We start from the raw sequence: 24,575 nt of genomic DNA, 5'->3' as shown, positions 1-24,575 counted from the left end.
TTTACTCATATTGCTTCCCACTAGCTTTTTTCTGACACCTTAACCTCTGAATATATATAATTTGGGTTTTTAAGCTTTGTAGTTAGGTAAACTCCTGATAAAATCATTATTCCACCTATAAGAGTGAGAAATGTAATTCTTTCCTTTAAAATGATTACAGATAAAACCATTGAAAATACAGGAACAAGGTTAATAAAAATTGCTGTTCTACTAGGGCCTATCTCCTTAATAGATGTTTGTTGTACTAAATATCCAATAGTTGAGGGGAAAATGGCCATATAAAGAACACTGCTCCATCCTAATATTGTAGTTTGACTTAAAAATTGAGAGGGTCTTTCCAGCAATGCAAATGGCAATGTAAAGATTGTACATAGTATAAAGCTGTAGCAGGTTAGTATTAACGGTGAGTATTTACTCATAACTCTTCGACTGACTATTGAATAAACAGCCCAACAGCTAACTGCTACTATCATTAACATATCTCCTATATTAAAATTGAGATTTTTAATTATGGAAAAATCTCCTCTTGTTATAGTGATAATTACACCCATCAAAGCTATAATTATAGCTCCCATTCGTGCAAACCCTAGTCCCTCACCTAAAAAAATCGCCGCTAGAATTGTAGTCAATAAAGGGTTAATAGCCGCTATCATGGAAGCATTTATTGCTGTAGTGTGCTTTAGTGCAATAAAAAATAAAATATGGTAACCGACCATGCCAACCAATCCTAAAAATATCATAACAGGATAGTCTTCTCTTTTTAAATGCCAATCTTTTTTTTCATATTTCACCATAACAAAAAATATAATAATTGATGCAAATAAAAACCTTAAAAAGGTTAATGAAAAAGGTGGAAATTCTTCCACTGCTAATTTGCCACCTATGAAGGCACCAGCCCAAAAAATTGATGAAAGCAACATTAATAAAATGATTTTTTTATTATTAACCTTTTCCACTTAACGCCCTACTTCCTTATTATTATTTTAGCTATATATAATTAATAGAGCCCTTATGTTGGAGTTTTTGTAGTTCCTCTGATAAAAGTCTTTTACTTAAAATAAGCATATCCTTTGTTGGATTTGAGTTTAATAAATGAACATCAGTTGTTTGGTCTATTTCTTTTGATAGACTTTTTACTTTAGGTTCTATTATGCTTTTAATATGAAGGGCCGTACCATAATTACCGTCAATAAGGCTTATATCTTTACCAACTATATGTTGAATTGTATCCTTTATAAAAACATAGTGGGTACAACCAAGTACAATAGTGCTAATTTGCTTAAAGTCAATATTTTTAAATAGTTCTAATAAATAATACTCTAGCTCTCTTGAAGTAGATCCATTCTTTTCAATTATTTCAACTAAGCCAGGACAAGGAAGCTTAATTATTCCAGTAGTATCCTTAAATAGTTGTATTAAATCGCTAAATTTTTTCTCCTTTAATGTTACAGGTGTGGCCATAACTAATATTTTTTTTCCTTGATTTAATTTTACAGCAGGTTTCAATGCTGGTTCCATTCCAATAACTGGTATGTCTAGATCTTCTCTCAGACGAATGATTGCAGCACTGGTGGCTGTATTACAGGCAACAACCAATAACTTAATTCCTTTTTTTACTAATATGTCTGCAACCTTTAGGGATTGTTCCATTACTTCCCTTGTCTCCTTTATTCCATAGGGTGCGTTTAGAGAATCACCATAATATATATATCCTTCATTTGGCATAAGTGTTATTAGCTGTGCTAAAACACTTATGCCTCCAACTCCAGAATCAAAAACCCCTATGGGTAAGCTGGCATTTCCTTTCATAATAACTCCACCTATCTATTAAGATTAATATTATTATATTAACAAAACTAAATATTAAAGACAATGGGCTACATTTATAGTCCATTGCCTCTAATATTATTAACAACTTATTTTACTTTAATCTATTCAGAAGTGCTTCTCTTTCTTCTTCATACCCTTGTTTACCTAAAAGTGCAAACATATTTCTCTTGTAGTCCTCAACTCCTGGTTGATCAAAGGGATTAACACCGAGAAGGTAAGCGCTAATTCCACATGCTTTTTCAAAATAGTAAACCAGGTAACCATAATAGTAGGGGGATAACTCTGGAATATCAATTATTAAATTTGGCACCCCTCCATCTAGATGAGCTAAAATAGTTCCTTCAAATGCCTTTTGATTAACAAAGTCCATTGTTTTTCCTGCTAAATAATTTAAACCGTCTAAATCTTGCTCTTCTTCATCGATGACTATATCTTTAATTGGTTTTTCTACACGTAAAACTGTTTCAAATATACTTCTCATTCCCTGTTGAATATATTGACCCATTGAGTGTAAATCAGTAGAAAAATTAACTGTTGCTGGAAAAATTCCCTTTAAATCCTTCCCTTCGCTTTCTCCGAATAATTGCTTCCACCATTCCCCAAAGAATTGTAGGGATGGTTCATAATTAACCAGCATTTCAATATTCTTTCCTTTATTAAACAGAATATTTCTAATTACTGCATATTGATAGCAGTAATTATTTTGAAGGTCAGCTTCATTGCTATCCATCATTGAATCCTTTGCACCTCTAATAATTTCACTAATTTCAATACCAGCTACTGAAATTGGCAGTAACCCCACAGGGGTAAGAACTGAAAATCTTCCACCAATGTCATCTGGAATTTCAAAGGTTTTATAACCTTCTTCATCTGCCAGTGTTTTTAAAGCACCCTTTTTCTTATCTGTAGTAGCAATAATCCTCCTTCTTGCCTCTTCCTTACCATATTTTTTCTCCAACAGATTTTTAAGAACACGAAATGCTAGAGCAGGTTCTGTTGTGGTGCCAGACTTAGATATTACATTAATGCAAATATCCTTTTCTTTAATAATCTCCATTAAATGCGTTAAGTAGGTGGAACTAATATGGTGTCCAGCGAAATAAATCTGTGGAGCTTTGCGTTTTTCTTTAGGTAGAAAATTATAAAAATGATGGTTTAACATTTCTATTGCAGATTTAGAACCCAAATAAGAGCCTCCAATTCCAACTACTATAAAAGCATCACACTTCTTCTTTATTTCCTCTGCTGTAGCTTTTATATCCTTTAATTCTTCCGTGCTAATCATTTTGGGAAGCTCAACCCAGCCTGTGTATTCACTGCCTGCGCCTTTTTTTCCATGTAGCAACTCATGGGCTATTTCCATCATAGGCTTCATATTTTCCAGCTCATGCTCCCCTATGAAATCTATAGCTTTAGAATAATCAAATCTAATCTTCTTCATTCTCTATACCTCCTCATTAAACTGTATATATTATAAAACTCATTATCCTTTTTAAATGATATTCACAATTATACTAAAATTACCATAATTGATATGCAATTGCAAGGTAAGATATTTGTTTTTGATATTATTATTTTATGATTAGTATGCAATTTTACCCAACTAAATTTCACCAGTAAATTTATACTTAGGTTATATGATAAAATATAAGCGGGAGGGTTTATCTATGAATTCGGAATTGCTATTATTAATACTAGGTACAGTTATTTTTTTTATAGCTATCTTTTACTGTTTCTATATTTTTTATCTATCTTTATCTACTAGATTATTTAATAAGTACTTTATAATCAAATATGATGAAGAATATGATATGGATAATATATATCATATAAAAATTAAAGGTGTAATTACACCTAAGGTAGATTATCTTGACATTCCAAAGGGTAAGATTTCTGCTGAAATCAATACTAATACTATAATTGGTATAATTAAACAAGATGTTGCACAGCTAGAGCTTATATGTCCAAATGATCGAAACAAAGCTATAAGGTTGATAAAAAAGAGCTATATAAATGCTGTGAAGCCATTTCTTAAGGAAAGTCTTCAAAACAACAAGGAAACTATTCAGCTCATTAGGCTTTCTGAAAAGCATCGAACTAAGGTGAGTAAGTTAGCCTGTAATACGTGTAAGTATAAGGTGCAATGTAAAATAGCCTTTACAAAATGCAATTATGAACGAGAGAATCTTGATATCATTTTAAAAAAAGGAATTAAGGTGGATGCCTTAAGTATTCCAACTATTTCGCCTAAAAGATAGCATAAGCCTACACAGTAAAGTGTAGGCTTTCAGACTGATGAAAAACCCCCATCTTCTTCGTTGCTTCTAAAACCCAGCACCCTTACGTATTACGTATACGCTGCAGTCGCTAGGTTTTCTTGCGCCTCGAGTCTGTGGCTTTTTGATCAGTCTGCATTTTGATGACTTTGTCTTCAGTGCAAAAGCCTACACAATAAAGTGTAGGCTTTATATATTACATATATTTTATTTTTTTTGACCTTGAATTCCAATTTTAACCTTGTTTAAAGGAATTTGCTTGTTAGCTCTTTGTAAAGCAGCTTCTGCAGCCATTACGATTCCTTGACAACATGGAACCTCCATATATGCTACTGTAACTGATTTTAATGAGTTCTCTTCAATAATTTGTGTTAGCTTTTCAATGTAGAATTGAAGATCATCTAGCTTAGGGCAACCAATAACAACTGCTTTTCCCTTTAGTAAATCTAAATGATAATTAGGGTAAGCAAATGGTACACAGTCAGCTGTTATAAGAAGATCAGCATTTTGAAAGTACGGTGCATTTACTGGTACTAGTTTTAATTGAACTGGCCATTGATTTAATTGTGGTTTTATTTTTATTTCTATATCATTACTACTAATAGCATCTGCTGTATTTTCATTTTCTTCTTGTTTAAATTCCATCATTTTACTGCCTGGACAGCATCCACCACCGTGATGTCCATGTCCATGATTTCCATGTCCATGATGCCCATGTCCATGTCCCTGCTGAGTATGCTGATTGCTTTGTGGTGTAAAGCTTTTTCCCTGACTTTTTAAAAGCTCTTCTACAGCAATTTCATCGAATTCGTCAGCGTCTCTTTCAATTATTTTCAATGCATCCTCTGGACAGTGACCTAGGCATGCACCAAGTCCATCACAATAGATGTCACTTACAAGCTTTGCCTTACCCTCAATAATTTGAATAGCTCCCTCTGCACAGTTGGGAACACATAAACCGCATCCATTACATTTTGCTTCATCTATTTCTATTATCTTACGAATAGCCATTTATATCCTCTCCTTCTATTTATCTTTATGATTATAATACAATAGGGAGGATACTAAGTATGTGATAATTAGCACAAAAATTCGTGAAGTACATCACAATTACCTTAATGTCTTAGTAACTTGCCGCATATAGGGCAATATCTAGCATCCTCATCAAGCTCTAATTGGCATCCCTCACAATAATTTAATCTTTTTAAGTTTAATATAAGCTTTTCTAATGTATTTATGTCTTCCTCCAGTACTTTAATTTCTAATATTAAATCTTGAACTTCGGCGCGACTTACCATGCTCATCTTTTTAAATCTACTATATACATACTGTCCTATTTCTTCAAGCTTTTGTTGTATTTCCTCTTCTCTTTTCTTAATACTTAAATTCAATTTACTTATCTCAACCATATTTGCAGATAGCTTTGTAAATGATTTAGCGGTTTGTGACATTGAGTTTGATAATTTATCCATTAACCCCATGGTAATTTCCCTCCTTTACTATATTTCTATTCTAAGAATAGTAAAGGGTACCATTAAAGTTATAGTTAAGGTTAAACATTAACTTTAATGATAAATGTGTATTTTAAGTTGGTTAAACCTTGAAGTTAAAGTATAACTTTAAGTTTATTATTAAAGTTAATTTATTTTAGTATGTAATTGTATATATCTAGTATCCATAGGGGAAGCTCCATTCGAGCAGTTTTTAGTGGGTCAACTACCTGACATATTTTAAGATTTCCCACCATTGAAAGTAACATTCCAGCCTCATGTATATCCATCTTTAGCTCCTTTGTTAAAAAGCTATGCATCTGTTTTGTTGCCATAATAGCCGCATCATCTAGGCTTACTTCTGAAGCTATTGTCATTATTTCATCACCTTCCACCAGCATAGGTAAAGGTAGTTCTATATTTTTTAATACCGTAACTTTAATAGTAATCTCGCCAGAAATCTCAACTCCACATATTACTATTTCTCCATCACCCATTAAAGCATGAAGATCTCCCATAGCCAGCAGTCCACCCTCAACATTAACAGGTAAATATAAAGTGGCACCCTTTACTATCCTTTTACAATCCATATTTCCCCCATGACCTCCAGGGGTGCCTGTGGATATTTCATCTTCTTTAGGTGCTGTTCCAATTACACCAATCATAGGATTTATAGACACCTTTATTTTTTCATTAAATACAGCTTCACCATTGACTATAGGTATTATTTTAGTTTTTTCATTGGGTATAAGATCACCTAAAACGCCTAATTTAGGAGCTGTGGTCATTACTCCCTGATCTTTGACACTTATATCTAAAACATCAATCTTTAATATATCTCCAGCTTCGGCATCGTTAATATATAATGGTCCTGTTGCAGGGTTTATTAGCTCCCATCCAACTGTACTAAAGAGCTGCTCTTCCTTTTTAATGGAGTTACTAAAACAATCGTATGTTTCAAAAACTACAACGTCACCTGAGTTTACTGACTCTACAGGTTTATTATTTGGTGACATTTTAAAAACAGCAGTAGTGGCTTTTATCCTTTTCACTTAACATCTCTCCTTTTAATGGGATATTATTTAATATTAATCATATATTTCAATAAATAAATTAGAATTCCTGTTAAAAGTATACTAAAAAAGAAGAGTCAGAGATATCTCCGACTCATTTCAACTTGAGATTGATTCTATTAATGATTAAATAACTAGAGTTCCATCTTCCTGTTCAACCATTAGAAGAATTCTTCTTTGATGACCTGTATTTGCATCAATATAAACTAAAAAGTTATCTTGTCCGAATTTCACTTTAAATTCATAGCAAAGAACCTCATGATTTCCTTCTGTAGGTATAATTGCTAAACGTGCCCTCTCCACCGATGCTCTGCTGGAGATTTTCTCTCTAGCTTCCTCTTCCGTTAATTCTGGTTCTTCTATTTCTCGTTGATGATGGTTAATCAAATAGCCTTCAGTTTCCATACCAATAATATCACCATTATCTAATGCCACCTTAACCTTAATTAGATCTGGATAAATTAATACTTCCTCCTGCTGATAAGCATAATTTATTATTATTTCTCCTTCATAAGCCATTGTATAGGTAGGCACCATATCTTTATAACCCTTGTCCTCTAGAAACTCAGTAGCCTTTGATATTGCTTCCTTTGTGTCAAGAGTACTTTCACCCATCTGCCTTGGGTCTAGATACCAAATAATTTGACCACCGGTTTTAGATACAGCAACAGATACCTCTCTACCATTATTTACTTCCTTCTCTGCTCTAATATAATATCCATCTAATCTAGTATTTTGTATATTTTCAATAATTCTTGGATTTGTTATTCCTTGATTTTTAAATGTCTCTGAAACAATTCGTAGGGCTTCTTCTTGGCTTATTTCATCTCCCTCAAGCCGTGGCTTAACATCCTTCATATGCTCTGAAAATGGTCCATCATAGATTAATTCTGGATAATCCTGCATTCTCTCTTCGATGTTAATGAGGTTTAAATTCTTCATATGATCATCGACCTGTTGAAGATTTCTATTGCCAATACTACGTAGGTCACCAAAATTTACTCCTCCTGAAACAACCTGCTGTTGCATCTCAAATAATTCTTGAGCAAGAAGGTTTGCATAGCTATGTAATTCCTGCATGGTTGTCATTTCTTCTTCATTAGGAACGTAGCCTTCCAAAGCCTTGTTTACCATGGCTGTACAGTAATCACCTATCTGACTTAAGAACTTCTCTGTTTGTCTAATAGATCCATGGTTAAAGGGTAATTGTGTAAGCTTCTCTTGAGCTAAATAGGATTGCATAACAGTATCATTTAAGTACTTAGCCATGTCGTTGCTGGAACCCGATAGCATTGCCTTTGATAAATCAACCTGTACATTTTCAACATGACCAATCAAGTCATAAAACTGCCTTTGAAATTGTATATCAAGGTATGTATGGTAATCATTTTTTTGTTGTTGCTGTTGATATCCCCAAGCTGCTGCTGCAATAAGTGCAACTAGAAGCACACCAGGCAAAAAATATTTTCTCATCTTATCCCTCCTTTGATTAATGTGCAAATACGTGTCTTCCAATTCTTAAAGATATTTGTCGTGTCCATATCCAGGGACTGGTTGCAGTAGCAGGATTCCAGAAGTATATGGCTCCGCCTGTTGGATCCCATCCATTTAAAGCATCTCTAGCAGCTCTAAATGCATCATCATCTGGTGCCTCATTTATAGTTCCCCTCTTTACTGGTTCAAAGGCACAGGGCTGATAAACAACTCCTGCCATAGTATTGGGGAATGCCGGATTTCTTACTCTATTTAAAATTACTGCTCCAACTGCTACTTTCCCTTCATAGGGTTCTCCCTTTGCCTCAGCATGAATTGTTCTAGCTAATAAATTAATGTCATCACTTCTTGAAACACCTTGACTGGCTGGTGCAGCAGGTGCAGTAGTTTGAACTGGCATCCCTAATGCTGCACGGGTTTGTGGTCCAACTACACCATCCACTGTCAAGCCATTTGCCCTTTGAAAATCTTTGACAGCCTCAAAGGTCTGGGGCCCATAAACACTGCTTATTGGCCCATCGTAGTAACCCCATCTTTGTAATCTAGTTTGTACCTCTCTAACATCATCTCCTCTAGAACCCCAGTATAGGTTTTGACCATATACTTTTTCCACTGCAATATAGGATAGAGTTAATAAAAGCATTGCTGTTATAAGTAAGATGGCAAGAGTTTTAGTTCTTCTCATATTTCTCCTCCTTAATCTAATTGAGTAATATTATTTTTATCAAAAGAAAGATAATTTATCCAAAAAAGAATAAGGTCCTTATCATAGAAGAATTATATAATTACACGCAAAAAAACTACGTTATTATACGTAGTTTTTTTATTATAATCCTTTTAAAATCCTATTAAAAAGCCTGCAATATTAAAGTATACCAACAAGGCCATTACATCCACAATTGTTGTAATTAGTGGCCCTGCCATAATTGCTGGGTCTAACTTTAACTTTTTTGCAACAATAGGTAATGTACCACCTATTACTTTAGCCATCATTATAGTTAGAAGGAGGGTTATCGATACCGTTAAGGCAACAGCCATTTCAGTACCTAGAACAATCATACGTATTAGGTTAATGGCTGCTAAAGAGCTTCCAACAATAGAGCTTACCCTAAACTCCTTCCAAAAAACCTTTAAATAATCTGTTAACTCAACCTCACCCAGGGCAATACCCCTTATGATTAAGGTTGAGGATTGAGCACCTGCATTACCAGCGGTATCCATCAGCATTGGGATGGATGCAGCTAATACATGAACTGCAGTTAATATACTTTCAAATTTCCCAATAATCATCTCAGTAAAGGTAGCAGTTACCAACAAAATTGCCAACCATAAGACTCTTTTTCTGGCTAGTGAAAAAACATTACTAAATAAGTACTCTTCATCATTTGGAGACATAGCTGCCATTTTTTGAAAGTCTTCGGTGTTTTCCTGTTCAATAACATCTACAATGTCATCTATTGTAATTATACCCACTAGTCTAGCTTCTTTATCTACTACTGGTACTGTCAATAGATCATACTTCTTAAATAATCCAGCTATTTCTTCCTGATCATCTAATGTTGTACAGGAAATGTAATCTTCATTCATAATATCTTCTATTAGTAAATGATCCTCTAGCAAAACAAGTTTTCTTAAGGATACTATTCCTTCAAGCTTTCTTTTTTCATTCAACACATAACATGTATATATTGTTTCTTTATCAACACCAGTCTTTTTTATATGCTCTAAAGCTTTTTTAACTGTCATTTCCTTCTTTAAGTCAACATATTCAATAGTCATTAGGCTACCAGCAGAATTTTCTGGGTAGTTTAGAAATTGATTTATTAACTTACGCTCTTCGTCTGTGGCTGTAATAAGTATCTTTTTTACCACATTAGCAGGCATTTCTTCTAAAAAGTCTATCATATCATCAAAATATAGTTCTTCTATAATTTCATTAAGCTTTGTTTCATGGATAGCCTCCACAATATCTTTTCTTTGTTGTCCTGACAAATATGAAAAGACATCCGAAGCTAAATCCTTTGATAATAGTCTAAAAAGAATTATACTATTTTTCTTATCCAATTCATCGAAAACCTCAGCAATATCAACTGCCATCATTTCGTTTAATTCTTCCTTTAATAAGGAAAATTTCTTCTGCATAACCAATTCAATGATTCTTTCATTCATTCTTTCACCTCTCCTAGCTAAGAGAGAGTATTTCCAAATGTGGTGGAAATCTCATCATCTTTTAATTTTTTGACCGAGCAACACCTATAAGAGTCAGGGTGCGAATCCATTTCCACCACCTCCTTTATATTTCAAATTTTTAAAAATTAATTTTATCACGTCTCATATTTACATTCAATATTATTCCTATTGCTATCATATTGGTCAACATAAAGGTTCCACCATAGCTAATAAAGGGTAATGGCTTACCCGTCACAGGCATTAATCCAATAGTCATAGCTATATTAGCAAAAATATGAAAGGCCAGCATAAAAGTGTTCCCTATTACAAGATATGCTCCAAAATCATCTTTTGCATCCCTTGCAATATTAATAAGTCGTTTAAGCATAATAGCATATAATGCTATCAATATGGTTACACCAACAAAGCCTAATTCCTCTGCAATTACTGAAAATATAAAATCATTGTGTTTTTCAGGTAAAAAACCATATTGGGTTTGGCTACCCTTGAATAAGCCTTTACCGAAAATCATACCAGACCCTACTGCAAGCTTCGACTGTAAAATTTGATAACCACTATCCGAAGGATCTAACTCAGGATTTAAAAAAATCATTATCCGCTTCTTATGATAGTCCTTCAACAATCCAGTAACCCACATTAATGGAAGGCTTATTAAGCCAGTGATTGCCGATAAAAAAATATATTTAAAGTTTAACCCAGCTATGAAAATCATTCCAAATGTAAAGAAGGCAAATGCCATAGCTGTACCTAAATCTGGTTGCTTATATATTAAAACCATAGGTAGTCCAGCAAAAGCTAGTATTTTTAATAAAGTAGCAGGCTCATTTATTGTTTCCTTGTTATCACTTATTAATTTGGCTAAACAGATAATAATGCCTATTTTAACAAAATCTGCAGGTTGAAATTGCCTACCTGCAATTCTTATCCATCTATTAGCACCCCATGTTTCTTTACCTGTTCCAAATAAAAGCACAGCAACTAATAACCCATTACACACAACATAAATAGGAATCCAAAATCTAGCAACGCTATTATAGTCTATCATTAAAATAACCACCATAGCTATTAATCCCATTATTATTGATATTACCTGGGTTCTAATAAATCCTTCACTGCCCCCTATATAGGTATGGGTTGCACTACCAATCATTACAACTCCTAATGTACATATTAGTATTATTATAACTATCAATTTATAATCAATTTTTTTAAATAATCTTCCTTCTAATTTCATAATACTTCACCCCACGTCTTCAATAGACTTAAAAAACAGGCCATTTATTTTTATAGCTATTAACATAAGTAGTCCTTTTATAGCTCTAAACTTCCATAAAAAAAATCCCTTAATCTAAGTATTGGGAGTACATAAAAACACACAGTAGTAAAATAGCATAAAAAAATCTTTTGTTTCAGTTAGAAACCATAAATTTATCTCTCCCAAAAACTCTCAATAAATTATTTAACTAACTACTAATACATAATTAGTTTACTTCAATTTATAGGAATTTGCAACCTATTTGTGGTTATACCATTTTTATCAATGTTGACTATTTTCAAAAATTTAGTGTCATTTTTTTATTAAATCAAAATAAGCATATTTGGTTTGATAAATATAAATGCTATTAAAAAACAATAAAAAAAAGTAAAAAATAAAAGCGAAGCTATTAGCTCCGCTTTTATTTTTGTTTCTTAGTTATTTATTTCCCATTGTTCTTTCAGCATACTCTACTAATCTCTTAGTAATTGTTCCACCAACATAACCATTTTGTCTTGCTGTTAAGTTACCTTTATCAATCTGGTCATAGTTTGAAATTCCTAACTCATTAGCAACTTCAATCTTCATTTGGTTTAATGCTTGTCGAGCTTCAGGAACTACAATATTGTTTCTACCTGTTCTGTTAACATTATTAGTTGTACCAGTTTGGCTAGTTTGATTAGGTGTTGTATTCATTATTGTTCCTCCCTTCGATTAGTCTTTTTTTAGTAGCTTGATTAGCTACACTAGTATTATCTGTAGTATCGCATGAATTAAACATTGTAAATTTTAACACACACATCATTATTTTGATAAACTAACAGTATCTTCCTTAATCATCTACCCTCTTAAAAATATTAAAAATAATATAAGTAGCATTATATCTAGGGTTATTTAATTTATGTATATAGCTTTAAAGCATTAATATCTATAATTATAATTTTCTTGTTACCAACTAATTTAATAATTTTTTCTTCTTGTAAGGCACTAAGCTTTCTACTAATGGTTTCACGGGTTACACCAGTAAAATTTGCCATGTCCTCTCTTGTAAGAGGTATACTCATTTCTATACCCTCTTTTTTATTATCACCAAACTCGTTAGCTAAATCTATTAACATTTGAGCAATTCTGGCTTCTACATCCTTTGTGCCTAAACTTTGAACAAGTGTCTCAAGCTTTGTTAATCTGCTACTTACAGCCTCTAATAATTTTATTGTTATATCATGACTTGATATTATCATATTTTCAAAGTCTTTACGTTCAATTAAGCATATATTTACAGGCTCTATTGCTTCTACGTTAAAATTTACCTCGTCAGCCTTCAATAGGCTTAATTCTCCAAAGAAGTCTCCTTCCGATAAAATATATAATATTTGCTCTTTTCCTTCTCTGGTATATTTGAATATCTTTATTTTTCCACTATTTATAATATATAAACCATCTGAAACACTTCCTTGCAAAAAGATAATCTCACCTTTTTTATAGCTTTTGCGTTTGATTAATTGAAGAACATTATTTAGCTCCTCTCTGTTAAAGCTAGCAAACAATGGGACCTTTCTAGCACATAATTCATGGGGACAATTATTACATTCACAATGTTTAATATCCATAACCTTACCTCCAATTTTACCTTAGTATAATTGTACCCTGTTTGTATTAATTTTCAACATGATATATGTCACATATAGAATTATATATATGTTTTAAAACCCATTCTTCAGAACAAAGGCTTGTCATACTTTGAAGCAAAAAAATAGCTAAGGTCACGCATTAAATACTATGCTCCTTAACTATTTTAAAATAAAGAAGTAGAGGGATTTTAGAATTTAAAAGATCCTGTTCCTCCAAGTAAAACAATAAAAAGTATGAAAATAAGTATTAGATTTTCATCAAGTTTTTTCCAAAACGGTCCTATATTACCTCCAAATAATAAAAATAGAACCACTAATATGATAATTATGTTTGTTGATGATTTACCACCTTTACCACCAATTCCGCCAAAAAGCGAACCTAAAAAATCATTTTCTCTTACTTCAGCCATAAGTTATACACCCCTTTTTATCATCTTTATTGCTATAATATGAATTAAATGGAAATGTGTGATTATGTTCCGTGTTTTAATACAAATTATATAATGGTTACTTACCTTATTTTTCATTATGGAATTTTTAAATTTAGGGAAATAATATTGACGAAGTGATTTAAAAAGGAGGCTTATTCATGACAGTCATTAATAAATTAGAGCAGGCATTAACAAGTGCAAAAAGCTTAGCAGCAGATCTTAAAACCTTTTCAATGGATACCGAAGATCAACAGGCTAAGCAAATGTTCGACCAATTATCTTCAAGTGTTGAAAATACCGCCCAAATGCTTCAGTCTAGAATTAACTTTGTAAATAATGAAGAACCTCAGTATCTACAAGAATCATTGGGAATGCAACAACAGGATAATCAAAAACAGAATAAAAATCAAAAACAGTAGTGCTTAAGAATAATTTATAATAAGTAAAAAGGAGAGTTTCAAGCTCTCCTTTTTACTTATTATATCTTTTTTGTAAATCTTCCAATGTTAGCAATCCAATATGTATATCTTCAATTATACCATCCTCATTTATAAAGTACGTAGTTGGCATATACATAATTCCATAGGTTTGTGCCACAAGAACTTTTGTGTCTAATAGTATTGGAAAGCTATACCCGCCTTCATTAATAAAGTCTCTTACAGTTGAGATATCTTGACCTAAGTTTACTCCGATTACAACAATATTATCTTTATTATTCAAATAAAACTCATCTAAAGCTGGCATTTCATCTCTACAAGGAGGACAGTCACTAGACCAGAAGTTAAGAACTATGCTCTTTCCAAAGTAGTCCGTCAGCTTAACCTCTTTCCCTTCTAAATTTTGAAGGGTAAAATCTAAGGCAACATTATTTCGCCTTGTTCCAATTTCAGGTTTAAGGTTAACTCCTTCATTATCTGATTCAGTAACCTCACTATCACTTCTATTAACCCAATTATCATATACTGTATAACTGGCATATAAAGCAAAAATGAGTCCTATTACTATCATTGCTACTATTTTTTTTCTCATTAAATCATTCCTTTACTTATTTAGATTCCTATTTTTATAAAATCAAAGTACTGATTTAGAAAAGTCATTTTATTAAAATATATAATAATTCCAAAAATAATCATGATTACTCCGCCAACCTTCGTTATTATAGGAGATATCTTACTATATTTATGGAAGTTACTATTAAAACTATTTATTAGCATAGCAGTTGCTAAAAAAGGTAAGGCTAACCCAATAGAATACATAATTAGAAGTAGTACTCCCTTGTGAAGTGTAGCCGTTGTACTGGCATATAATAAAATAGATGCCAACACAGGTCCAACACAAGGTGTCCAACCTGTTGCAAAGGCCATTCCCATTAGAAAAGAATCTATACCTCTTGTTATTTTCTTTGGTGCTTTAACCCTAAGCTCTCTATTCAAAAAATTTAATTTAAGTAATCCTATCATCTTCAATCCAAAAATAATGATAAAAATGCCACCTATTTTCATTAAAATTAATCTATAGCTAAACAACTTACTACCAATGAATCCAGCAGCAGCCCCCATAAAAGTGAATATTAAGAAAAAACCTCCAACAAATAGCAATGCTCTTTTTAATATAAACTTTCTATTAACACTAATATGGGATGAAAAGTCGTTGCTAATAAAACCTACATAGGCTGGCATCATTGCCAGTACACAGGGAGATAGAAATGATAATATTCCCGCTAATAATGCTATTGCAACCTCTATCATATTTATTCTCCTTTATAAAAGAATTAATCATTATTCTCAGATAACCCATATATTTTGCTTATTAGTAGGTCAAGCTCTTCTTGATCTATAACATAATAATTTTCTGGAGTCATGTATCCAGGTAATACATAGATATTTATATCCTCTGCTTTTATTCCTGCAACAGATGTGCTTATTTTAACTATATCAGGTGCAGTAAAACTTGTATTTATATGCTTAAAGGCTGTGGTTAATACAACTGGGAGTCTATGGGTGAAGGCTTTCTCTAATGCATCATTCAAAAAAGATTGCATGGCATTTATTCTGCCAACATCGCTGCCTCTATTTAAAGCCTCCGAATTATTTCCCTTTACATATCTTATATACTTTAAACTATCTCTACCATTTAAGTTATATGTGCCTGGTTTAAAATCTATGACTAGGGGCGGATTCTGATATGGGTCATTATAATACATTTTTTCTTTTATAGTAACATTTACTCCCCCTATTGAATCTATTAGATTTTCAAATGCTTTATAGTCAATTATTATATGATGTTCTATGGTTTCTCTTCCTATAATATCGTTCATTGCTAGTTTTAGGCCTTCCATTTTCAATGAGCTATGTGTATCCTTAATTTTATCAATATTTACACCTGTACCGCCTCTAAACCTATAATATGTATCTCTGGGAATGAATATTAAATCTAGTTTATGATTTTTCATACTATATGTTGCAAAGATTAATGCATCGTTTTTACCTCTGTCAATCCCTGCTACAATGAAGTCTATGCGACTGTCATCTTCTTCTATTTTAACAGATGTATTTTTAACTTGTTCTTGGGCATTTTTAATAGTGTCCTTCTTGATGGTATCAGTATTATTTCCTCCATCCGATACAACCATAAAGCTTATAAGACCCGATAAGAAGGCTAGAGTTATACAAGCAATGACAAAAGCAATGAATTTTAAAATTTGTTCCTTCATATCTATCCCCCTTCATCTTATGTAAGAATTCATATTTTTTATATTATACCATATGGAATTTATTCTTAGGAAAAATCTACTAGTTAGTTGTTTGTAATCTAGACTCTTTTATTTAGCATTTCAGTCTGATAGGCTATATAACCTTTATACAACCTCGAAAAGCCTTGAATAGCAACATTTATCTCTTCGTCACCGGGCTCCCATACAGTTACCCATTGAAATATATTAAACAAATGAAAAAATATTTCATTATTCATCATTGCAGCCCTTCTAGCAACAAAGACAGCAATAAAAAACAATATTAGTATAATAGATAATGACTCAACATTAAAAAATTGCAGTAATCCATACAAAATCAAAAATATTACAACAAGATTAGTACCGCATCTTTTATTAAACCGTGATGATTTTTTTACAAGCCCTTCCTCTAAATATCCATATTTTAGATAACAGTTTATTACTTTATGCTCAGCTCCATGATATCGCAGTAACCTTATTAAATGCTTGTGACTTACTATTATCAATAATACTATAATACCTAATACTTGACCTTTGTTAAGTTGTGGGTAATAAGCCATTGGGATTAGTGGTTCAGCAAAGTAGAGTATAGTCATTAGTCCAAACAGAAGCTTAACTTTAAAATCAAAAACCAACCACTGATAGTAAATTGTTGTGAAAACCCCCAAAACTGGTTTTTTTTCTAATTTTCGAAGCCATTTTGGAGGGAGAATCCATTTTATCTGATAATCTATTCGATTTTTTTTTCTTATAGCCTTTAACTTAAAGGCATCACAGAAAAAGGTTATACCATTTCTGTGGGCCATTCCTCCTATTTTCAAGTAAAACACGTCCTTCTTAGTAAAATTCATTACTCATTACTACAATTATATTCTATATTAAATGTTTTAAAAAGCAATTATGTTAATTCTCAATTTTCCATACTATATTTTAAATTTGATTCTTTTAACCCATGTTCTTTTTTATATAACCATGATATTAACATTTAATATTAAAATTGATTCTTTATTTTTTGGGGTATAATAAGAAAAAAAAGGAGGCAAACCCATATGAAAGCTATTCAGGTTTTAATGGATGAGCATAAGAACATTTTAAGGATGCTTAAGATAATTCGAAGCTTATGTATACATACCTTTACTACACATGAGGTATATTATGAGGGTTTTTATCAAGCAATTGATTTTGTTAGAAACTATGCAGACAAATTTCATCATGGAAAGGAAGAGGATATTCTTTTTGAAGTTATGTCAAATGAATTAGGAGAAAATATTAAAATTGGCCCAATTTATGGAATGCTTACTGAGCACGACCTAGGTCGTTTATTTATCAAAAATTTAGAAGATGCTCTAAAGGCTTCAGAAGCTGGACATGACGAAGCAAAAATAGATATTATAGCAAATGCTATTTCATACACAGACCTATTATATAGGCATATAGAAAAAGAGGACACTGCAATATTTACCTTTGCCGAAGAAAAATTAATGAAGAAAAGCTTAGACAAGCTAGATAAGGATTTCGAAGCCGCAAAGGTACGCTTGAATAGTGATGAAACTGAAGCTAAGTATGTAAAAATACTAGAAAACCTTGAAGGATATGTGTCAAAGATCAAAAACTAGTAAGAAGGGGCGGATATTAATATCCGCCCGTAAATTTTTCTGTATTTTTTATTATGTTTATATTAACATTTAACATTCAACATTCAACATTTCTACATTATTTCATAAACTATTTGTCCATTTACCACATCGGTCTCCCCACATGGCAACGACTTTGCTATCCATCTCTACCTTTATGACCTCACACTTATTTGAACATCCACCACATTCAAAGGCAGATGGTTGAAAATCTAAATCGGCAGTTTCAAAACCTCTAAATTTAGTAGATGAACTAGTTTCTAGAATATATTCTTTAGCTAAAATAGCTGATCCTAGAGCTCCCATTATATTAAAGTTTTTAGGAACGATAACTTCGTGACCTATTTCTTTTTCAAAGGCAGTTTTTATTCCTATATTGGCAGCAACTCCTCCTTGAAATACGTAAGGCGGATCTAGTTTTTTACCTCTGCCAAGATTATTAATGTAATTTCTTACTAAGGCCTCACATAGACCCTTTATAATTTCTGACTTAGAAAATCCAAATTGCTGTTTTGCAATCATGTCTGACTCAGCGAAAACAGTGCATCTACCCGCAATTCTTACATCCCTCTCGGCCATTAAAGCCATTGCTCCAAACTCTTCTATTGGGATGCCCAATCTTTCAGCTTGATGATCTAAGAAGGATCCGGTACCTGCAGCGCAAACTGTATTCATGGCGAAATCAACAACCATCTGATTATCAATAACAATAATTTTTGAATCTTGCCCTCCAATTTCAAAAATGGTTTTAACATCAGGCACTATATGGGCTGTTGCAGTGGCATGGGCTGTTATTTCATTCTTAACTACATCTGCTCCCACCATAGTTCCTATTAATTGACGTCCACTACCAGTACTTCCTACTCCATTTATGTAAGCATCGGCAGGTAAAGCCCTTTGTAGCTCCTTAAGGCCCTTCTTAACTGAATCAAGTGGTTGCCCATTGGTCCTAGTATATGCACTATAATGAACATCACAATTATTATCAATCAAAACTATGTTAGTACTGACAGAGCCAACATCAATACCGATATAAAATTCCTTCACCAAATCCATCCCCCATATTATGATATTTTTTTCATGCGTTTCCCTTTGATTAAATCCATGAAGGCTTCTACCCTCGTTAAACTGTTTGCTGTACCACTTTGCTCATCTATAGATAGGGTTAGTACAGGAATATCTAAGGCCTGTGATATTTTCGGAACTATACTTTGAGAAACCAGCTCTGGCAAGCAACCAAATGGCATTAAATGTATAACCCCATCAAAGCCACGTTGGCTATAATCTACAATATGACCTACCGTCTGCTTTGCATGACCTCCAATATTAATAGGAATATAAGGCTCACCCTTTTTCAATATCTCTACTTCGTGAGTACGATTCATAAAGCCTGGTAGTGCATTATAAGCTACCCATTCCGATAGATATTGAGACCGTTCAACCTCAGCACCAAGATTCCCCAATAATTCTTCCATCTTCATATTAATAGATGATTCCATTACAACATATATCTCTCCAACAATACCTATTCTAATTCTATCTTTATCATAGATGTTGAAGGTCTTTATCTGATTAAGTAGTACTTCTCCATTATTAAATGCCTGTTGTAAATCCTTCTTAGAGCTTGCCTTATCAAATCCAATCTGAATTTGTTCCCATGCTTTTGTTGTTTCTCCTTTTTTCAGTTCATAGGCTCGTAATTCTTGCACTCTTTTTTCTAGTATATCAAGTTTTTTTATCATATCATATACCATCAATAAAGACTGTGCTATTTTAAACCAGGAATTTGTTCCCTTAAGCATCATCATGTTGGCAAAAAATTGTTTGAAATCTCTAAACATTGAATTGAATACAATAAAGTCTACATTAAATCCTTTTTCTTCAAGAATCCTTCTATGAACCTGCTCATAGAATCCTGCTCGGCATGGTCCATGTCCTCCTGAAGTTACAATTACCTCTGCTCCTAATTCGGCTGCTTCAATATAACTACCAGTGATTACCTTTAGAGGAAAGCACGCAAACTCAGGACTATACTTTACTCCTAAGTTTATAGTATATTGGCTTGGCTTAGGAGGCATTACTACTTCATGTCCTAATAATTCTAGTAATTTTTTATATACTATTGTTGTACCCATATAAGGAAACGACACCTTCATTATTAAGCACCTCTTCTAGCTTTAATTTTTTTTCTTTTTATCATATCAACAAAAGCTTCAATTCTTGTCTGCAGATGATTTTCACCTGAATGCTCATCAACTCGTATAGTCATAAATGGTTTTTCATATACTGGTGAATCAAGCTCCAGTAGCTTTCCAAGCATGGAGTCAGGACCACAACCAAATGCAGTAACATGAATTAATCCATCAATATTAGCGTCATCATAAAAGGTATACCCAGCAGCAATTAGTTTATCGCTAAAGGTCCAGAATAGATTTTTTGACATGTTCTGTAGCTTTTGATTCAACACATCCTCTTTAATCATTTCAAAGGTTTTCACACTGACGTCCATTTCCCGTAGTTTTTTAATAATATCCATACTAATATAAGAGTCATATAGGTTATATACATAACCCACAACTCCAATTGTTACTGATGCTTTTGCTGGCAAAGTACCAGTTTCTATTATTTTACCCAATGCTAAGTCACTAGCCTCATTAGCTGAATAACCTAGATGGCAGTAATTTTTAAAGCTCTCCCATACTCGTCGTGCCTTCGCTATAGCCTTCTTATTTGCCTTAGTGGAAATACCTAGTTTTTCTTCAAAAATTTTAAAGTTTTTATACTCAGCGATATTTTCATTTTTAGATTCTATTGTGGGAATAATCATTTTATCTTCAATGCCTTCAAATGAATGTCTTATCATATCTGGTAATCCCATAAATTTTGGACAGAAGTATTGTCCCTTTAATATTGATACAAAGCGAGGTACATAGATATAATCAACACCATCCTCAATCAACTTAAGAAGGTGACCTATATATATTTTAATAGGTACACATAATTCAGGCACAGAGTGTTTTATCCCCATGTCAATTATTTTCTTTGAAGTTGCAGGTGTGCTAACCACTTCAATGCCTAATTCTTCAAAGTATGTTTTCCATAAAGGATAATAATAGTAATACAATAAACTTCTGGGAATTCCGATTTTCACAGTCTATAACCTCCAATGTATAATAAATATAAAAGACGACCAATTCAATATACAATATACTTTGTTTTGAGAAATTATTACTCTTACTTAATACCTTTTTATACCTTATGTAGGATATGCTTTATCATATTTTGGAATATATTAATATTCAACATAAAAATGTATTTTCCTCTTGTTTTGAATATGATATTTTAGATAAAAAAAAAGGGCATTTCTGCCCTTTCTAATCTAACCTGATACAGCAAGTTTTTTTATTAATAATGTAGGAGACCCTACATAGCCCTCACTTGGGAAAGTAAATTCGATATCATTGCCCACTGCTTCAATGTTTTTCAATAGTTCGTAAAAATTACCGGCAATAGTAATTTGATTAACAGGCTTTTCGATCTGTCCATTTTTTACAAAGTAGCCTTCAGCAGCAAGTGAGAAATCTCCTGAAACTATATTGGCACCCGAATGAAGTCCTTGAAGTTCTGTAATGATTAGACCTTCTTCTATTGATTTAACTAAATCATCATAGGTGTTGTCTCCTGAATCAATAAATAAATTAGTAGGAGCGATTGTTATGGTTCCTTTATATGAATTTCTATATCCATGTCCTGTAGAACTAACACCATCTTTTTTTGCTGTTTTAAGGTTGTGAAGATAAGTTTTTAATAATCCTTCCTCAACAATTACACATTTTTTTGTGGCTACACCTTCACTATCAAAGGATCTACTGGCCATTTTTTCCTTTATATGAGGGTCATCTATAATGGTAATTTGATTACTAGCAATAGCTTCTCCAAGCTTATTTTTCAATAAAGAACGTCCATGCTGAACATTTTCTGCTGAAAAAATATCTTTAAAGGTTTGTAAAAGAGATGCTGCAGCATTATTCTTTAGAAGTATGGAATAATCCTTGCTTTTAACTGGCTCTGCTCCAAGTAAAGTTAATGCGTCTTCAACTACACTTTTAGCCATTTCTTTATAATCAAAATCTCTAAAGTCTCTTGTTACCTTTAATATACTACTACTTTTTGAATCTTTACTATCCTTAACTAAAATAGAAAAGTAAATTAATCCTATGTTACTTTTTTCTATCTTTGACAATCCCTTTGTATTAAATATCATTCTTTCAGACTCATGGTCTTCGTATAGATTGTATAGTATTTGTGCAACTCTTTCATCCTGCTTATATACTTCTTCTGCAAAATTTAATAGAAGCTGAAGTTTATCTTCAACCTTAACATGGGAGTAATCATCAGAGAAAATATCAACCCTCTCATAGATAGCTGACCCCTCAAATATTTCCTCATTATCATCATTTTCTATTACTTGAGCATTTTCTCTAGCTTTTTTTAATAGTAGGTTGATTGAAGTTTCGTCTACCTTTTCGGTATAGGAATAACCCATTTTATTATTAATAACTCCCCTGAAGGATATTCCTCCCTCAATAGATATGGAATAATCGTCAATACTGTCTTTAAAAACCTTACAGTTAAATTTTTTATTACTTACATAGCTAATTTCCATATCATCAAAGCCCATTTCTTTTCCAGCTTCAAAAATTTTATCCTTTAAATTAAGTATTTCCACAATTACTCCCCCTTTCTTCCCCCAACGGTTATTTCACTTACTCGAATCATTGGCTGCCCAACATTGGCCGGTATTGAACCACTAACAGAACCACACATGCCTTGACCATGATCAAGATTATTTCCAACCATATCAATTTTATGTAATATATTAGGTCCGTTACCTATTAAGGTTGCACCTCTTACTGGATTATCTATTTTCCCATTCTTTATTAGATAACCCTCCATTACTGCAAAGTTAAAATCTCCAGTAGCTGGGTTAACAGAACCTCCGCCCATATACTTAGCATAAATTCCATACTCAGTTTTACTAATAATTTCTTCCGGTGTAGATTTACCTGCTGCAATATATGTGTTAGTCATACGGGAGGTAGGTGCATACTTATAGGACTGTCTTCTACCAGATCCAGTAGGTTCCATTTCCATTCTGCGACCATTTAGCTTGTCAATCATATATCCCTTTAATATGCCATTTTCTATTAGTATATTTTTCCTTGTTTTCTCACCCTCATCATCAACATTTATAGAACCCCAGTGATTAGGAATTGTCCCATCATCGATGGCTGTTACAATATCTGATGCCACCTTTTCACCAATTTTGTCGGCGAAAACAGAATTCTTCTTTGCAACACTGGTGGCCTCTAGCCCGTGTCCACAGGCTTCATGGAAAATAACCCCGCCAAATTTATTGTCTATCACTACAGGAAATTTCCCGCTTGGACATGGGTCAGCATGAAGCATCGTAACTGCCACTCTTGCTGCTTCCTCACCATATTCCTTCAGGTTTATTTGCTCAAAAAATTCGAAGCCTTTATGGGCTCCTGGACCGAAAAAACCTGTTTGCATTTCATTTTCATTAGCTGCAACAGCCTCTATGAATAACCTAGAGCGCACCCGCCTATCTTCAATATACTTGCCTTCAGAATTAGCTACTAAAATTTTTTGATCTTCATCTAAATAGCCTACTGTAACTTGGGAAATTTCTTTACTGTAGTTCTTTGCAGCCTCAGAAGCTTCTCTCATGACAGAGATTTTATTGACCAAACGTATATCCTTTGGAAACTTTCTTATATGATGTATATTATTATAAGTCTCTTCAATAAAGTTTAAGGTTATTTCCTTTTTGGTTTCTTTGATTGCTTTAGCAGCCTCAGATGCTATTTTTAAAAGTGATTCAGCATCATTTCGATTTGTATAGGCATATATGCTATTAAAACCATTGAAAATCCTTATGCCTATTCCATAGTCTCTTCCCGAGACACTTGATTCCACCTTGCCGCCCAATAACTTAATACTGGTTACATCCTTATCCTCAACAAAAACCTTTGCAAAATCTCCGCCTGTGGATAATGCCTCAGTGATAATATTATCTATTAATCTTTTATCTAGCATTTTTTCCCCTCCTTCTATATATACTATTTATATGTTGCTTCAAAAAATCCTTTTTTATATATATATTTTTTTTTATAACTATAAAAATAACGAGAGGTAAAACCTCTCGTTATTGAGACTGTTGACAAAGTCCACCTGAAAAGGGTGGATTTTTTTTTATTCAAAAAGGATTTATCCAATCGATGTCGAATATGTATAATGAGGTGATGAATTATGCTTACTAAAGCTAAAGCTAAAGATAAGCAAACTTCTTATGAGTTTGTTATGCTCGAAGAGCTAGTTAAAGAAGACCATTTACTAAGAAAAATAGATAAATACATTGATTTTAGTTTTATCTATGACGAAGTCGAAGAATTGTATTGTCATGATAATGGACGTCCATCTGTTGATCCAGTAGTTCTTTTTAAAATGACTTTACTT

Annotated in this window: 25 protein-coding genes and 1 pseudogene; 4 read left to right on the top strand and 22 right to left on the bottom strand. The window is 32.8% G+C overall.

Going from position 1 to position 24,575, the window contains the following annotated elements:
- Window positions 1-20: 20 nt before the first annotated feature.
- From BLP68_RS10555 to BLP68_RS10545, 3 genes are all read right to left on the bottom strand, one after another.
- Window positions 21-956, bottom strand: coding sequence for a DMT family transporter (locus BLP68_RS10555; RefSeq protein WP_242876960.1), 936 nt, complete (start codon window positions 954-956; stop codon window positions 21-23).
- A 31-nt stretch (window positions 957-987) separates the two neighbouring features.
- Complete coding sequence (gene murI / locus BLP68_RS10550; RefSeq protein WP_091543237.1) at window positions 988-1,809, bottom strand: glutamate racemase; 822 nt, start codon at window positions 1,807-1,809, stop codon at window positions 988-990.
- A 112-nt stretch (window positions 1,810-1,921) separates the two neighbouring features.
- Window positions 1,922-3,271, bottom strand: coding sequence for a glucose-6-phosphate isomerase (locus tag BLP68_RS10545; protein ID WP_091543235.1), 1,350 nt, complete (start codon window positions 3,269-3,271; stop codon window positions 1,922-1,924).
- A 226-nt stretch (window positions 3,272-3,497) separates the two neighbouring features.
- On the opposite strand from BLP68_RS10545, the gene BLP68_RS10540 reads away from it, so the two are divergent.
- A complete protein-coding gene (locus BLP68_RS10540; protein WP_091543234.1) occupies window positions 3,498-4,088 on the top strand; it encodes a hypothetical protein in 591 nt (196 codons plus the stop codon).
- 225 nt (window positions 4,089-4,313) lie between these two features.
- Here the strand turns inward: BLP68_RS10540 and BLP68_RS10535 are convergent, their stop codons facing one another.
- From BLP68_RS10535 to BLP68_RS10490, 10 genes are all read right to left on the bottom strand, one after another.
- Window positions 4,314-5,117 carry an ATP-binding protein gene (locus BLP68_RS10535; RefSeq protein WP_091543232.1) on the bottom strand — a complete coding sequence of 268 codons (804 nt, stop codon included), beginning with the start codon at window positions 5,115-5,117 and terminating at the stop codon, window positions 4,314-4,316.
- Between the two features lie 104 nt (window positions 5,118-5,221).
- Entirely contained in the window at window positions 5,222-5,587 is a 366-nt protein-coding gene (locus BLP68_RS10530; RefSeq protein WP_091543231.1) for a zinc ribbon domain-containing protein, read from the bottom strand.
- 161 nt (window positions 5,588-5,748) lie between these two features.
- Window positions 5,749-6,648: an acetamidase/formamidase family protein gene (locus tag BLP68_RS10525; protein ID WP_242876959.1), complete on the bottom strand. Its 900-nt coding sequence runs from the start codon at window positions 6,646-6,648 to the stop codon at window positions 5,749-5,751.
- 147 nt (window positions 6,649-6,795) lie between these two features.
- Window positions 6,796-8,142, bottom strand: a complete 1,347-nt coding sequence (gene ypeB / locus BLP68_RS10520; RefSeq protein WP_091543229.1) for a germination protein YpeB — start codon at window positions 8,140-8,142, stop codon at window positions 6,796-6,798.
- 16 nt (window positions 8,143-8,158) lie between these two features.
- Complete coding sequence (gene sleB, locus BLP68_RS10515; RefSeq protein ID WP_091543227.1) at window positions 8,159-8,848, bottom strand: spore cortex-lytic enzyme; 690 nt, start codon at window positions 8,846-8,848, stop codon at window positions 8,159-8,161.
- 152 nt (window positions 8,849-9,000) lie between these two features.
- A complete protein-coding gene (mgtE, locus tag BLP68_RS10510; RefSeq protein WP_091543225.1) occupies window positions 9,001-10,332 on the bottom strand; it encodes a magnesium transporter in 1,332 nt (443 codons plus the stop codon).
- A gap of 139 nt (window positions 10,333-10,471) precedes the next feature.
- On the bottom strand, window positions 10,472-11,587 hold the full coding sequence (gene rodA, locus BLP68_RS10505) for a rod shape-determining protein RodA (protein WP_091543223.1): 1,116 nt from the start codon (window positions 11,585-11,587) through the stop codon (window positions 10,472-10,474).
- A 459-nt stretch (window positions 11,588-12,046) separates the two neighbouring features.
- Window positions 12,047-12,304: an alpha/beta-type small acid-soluble spore protein gene (locus BLP68_RS22260; RefSeq protein WP_091543221.1), complete on the bottom strand. Its 258-nt coding sequence runs from the start codon at window positions 12,302-12,304 to the stop codon at window positions 12,047-12,049.
- Window positions 12,305-12,507: 203 nt separating this feature from the next.
- On the bottom strand, window positions 12,508-13,218 hold the full coding sequence (locus BLP68_RS10495) for a Crp/Fnr family transcriptional regulator (protein ID WP_091543220.1): 711 nt from the start codon (window positions 13,216-13,218) through the stop codon (window positions 12,508-12,510).
- A 209-nt stretch (window positions 13,219-13,427) separates the two neighbouring features.
- A complete protein-coding gene (locus BLP68_RS10490; RefSeq protein ID WP_091543218.1) occupies window positions 13,428-13,649 on the bottom strand; it encodes a hypothetical protein in 222 nt (73 codons plus the stop codon).
- A gap of 179 nt (window positions 13,650-13,828) precedes the next feature.
- Here BLP68_RS10490 and BLP68_RS10485 point away from each other — a divergent pair, with 179 nt between their 5' ends.
- On the top strand, window positions 13,829-14,089 hold the full coding sequence (locus BLP68_RS10485) for a DUF1657 domain-containing protein (RefSeq protein ID WP_091543217.1): 261 nt from the start codon (window positions 13,829-13,831) through the stop codon (window positions 14,087-14,089).
- Window positions 14,090-14,141: 52 nt separating this feature from the next.
- Here the strand turns inward: BLP68_RS10485 and BLP68_RS10480 are convergent, their stop codons facing one another.
- From BLP68_RS10480 to BLP68_RS10465, 4 genes are all read right to left on the bottom strand, one after another.
- Complete coding sequence (locus tag BLP68_RS10480; protein WP_091543216.1) at window positions 14,142-14,699, bottom strand: TlpA disulfide reductase family protein; 558 nt, start codon at window positions 14,697-14,699, stop codon at window positions 14,142-14,144.
- A gap of 20 nt (window positions 14,700-14,719) precedes the next feature.
- Window positions 14,720-15,418 carry a cytochrome c biogenesis CcdA family protein gene (locus BLP68_RS10475; RefSeq protein WP_091543215.1) on the bottom strand — a complete coding sequence of 233 codons (699 nt, stop codon included), beginning with the start codon at window positions 15,416-15,418 and terminating at the stop codon, window positions 14,720-14,722.
- 23 nt (window positions 15,419-15,441) lie between these two features.
- Window positions 15,442-16,383 (bottom strand): LCP family protein, encoded by a 942-nt coding sequence (locus BLP68_RS10470; protein WP_091543214.1) that lies wholly within the window; start codon window positions 16,381-16,383, stop codon window positions 15,442-15,444.
- A gap of 98 nt (window positions 16,384-16,481) precedes the next feature.
- Window positions 16,482-17,252, bottom strand: a complete 771-nt coding sequence (locus BLP68_RS10465; protein ID WP_091543212.1) for a DUF1385 domain-containing protein — start codon at window positions 17,250-17,252, stop codon at window positions 16,482-16,484.
- A 198-nt stretch (window positions 17,253-17,450) separates the two neighbouring features.
- Here BLP68_RS10465 and BLP68_RS10460 point away from each other — a divergent pair, with 198 nt between their 5' ends.
- On the top strand, window positions 17,451-18,017 hold the full coding sequence (locus BLP68_RS10460) for a hemerythrin domain-containing protein (RefSeq protein WP_091543210.1): 567 nt from the start codon (window positions 17,451-17,453) through the stop codon (window positions 18,015-18,017).
- Between the two features lie 102 nt (window positions 18,018-18,119).
- Here the strand turns inward: BLP68_RS10460 and BLP68_RS10455 are convergent, their stop codons facing one another.
- From BLP68_RS10455 to BLP68_RS10435, 5 genes are all read right to left on the bottom strand, one after another.
- Window positions 18,120-19,082 carry an acyl-CoA dehydratase activase gene (locus tag BLP68_RS10455; RefSeq protein ID WP_091543209.1) on the bottom strand — a complete coding sequence of 321 codons (963 nt, stop codon included), beginning with the start codon at window positions 19,080-19,082 and terminating at the stop codon, window positions 18,120-18,122.
- Between the two features lie 17 nt (window positions 19,083-19,099).
- On the bottom strand, window positions 19,100-20,191 hold the full coding sequence (locus tag BLP68_RS10450; protein ID WP_091543207.1) for a 2-hydroxyacyl-CoA dehydratase: 1,092 nt from the start codon (window positions 20,189-20,191) through the stop codon (window positions 19,100-19,102).
- Between the two features lie 2 nt (window positions 20,192-20,193).
- Window positions 20,194-21,186: an acyl-CoA dehydratase activase-related protein gene (locus tag BLP68_RS10445; RefSeq protein WP_143003088.1), complete on the bottom strand. Its 993-nt coding sequence runs from the start codon at window positions 21,184-21,186 to the stop codon at window positions 20,194-20,196.
- 228 nt (window positions 21,187-21,414) lie between these two features.
- Complete coding sequence (locus BLP68_RS10440; protein WP_091543206.1) at window positions 21,415-22,764, bottom strand: TldD/PmbA family protein; 1,350 nt, start codon at window positions 22,762-22,764, stop codon at window positions 21,415-21,417.
- A gap of 2 nt (window positions 22,765-22,766) precedes the next feature.
- Entirely contained in the window at window positions 22,767-24,155 is a 1,389-nt protein-coding gene (locus BLP68_RS10435; protein WP_091543205.1) for a TldD/PmbA family protein, read from the bottom strand.
- A 213-nt stretch (window positions 24,156-24,368) separates the two neighbouring features.
- Between BLP68_RS10435 and BLP68_RS10430 the strand changes: the two are divergent.
- Window positions 24,369-24,575: pseudogene (locus BLP68_RS10430) on the top strand (IS5/IS1182 family transposase); the annotation flags it as partial.

The organism is Alkaliphilus peptidifermentans DSM 18978 (assembly GCF_900101495.1).
Taxonomy (GTDB): Bacteria; Bacillota; Clostridia; order Peptostreptococcales; family Natronincolaceae; genus Alkaliphilus_C; species Alkaliphilus_C peptidifermentans.
This window is presented reverse-complemented; position numbering and strand designations above follow the sequence as displayed.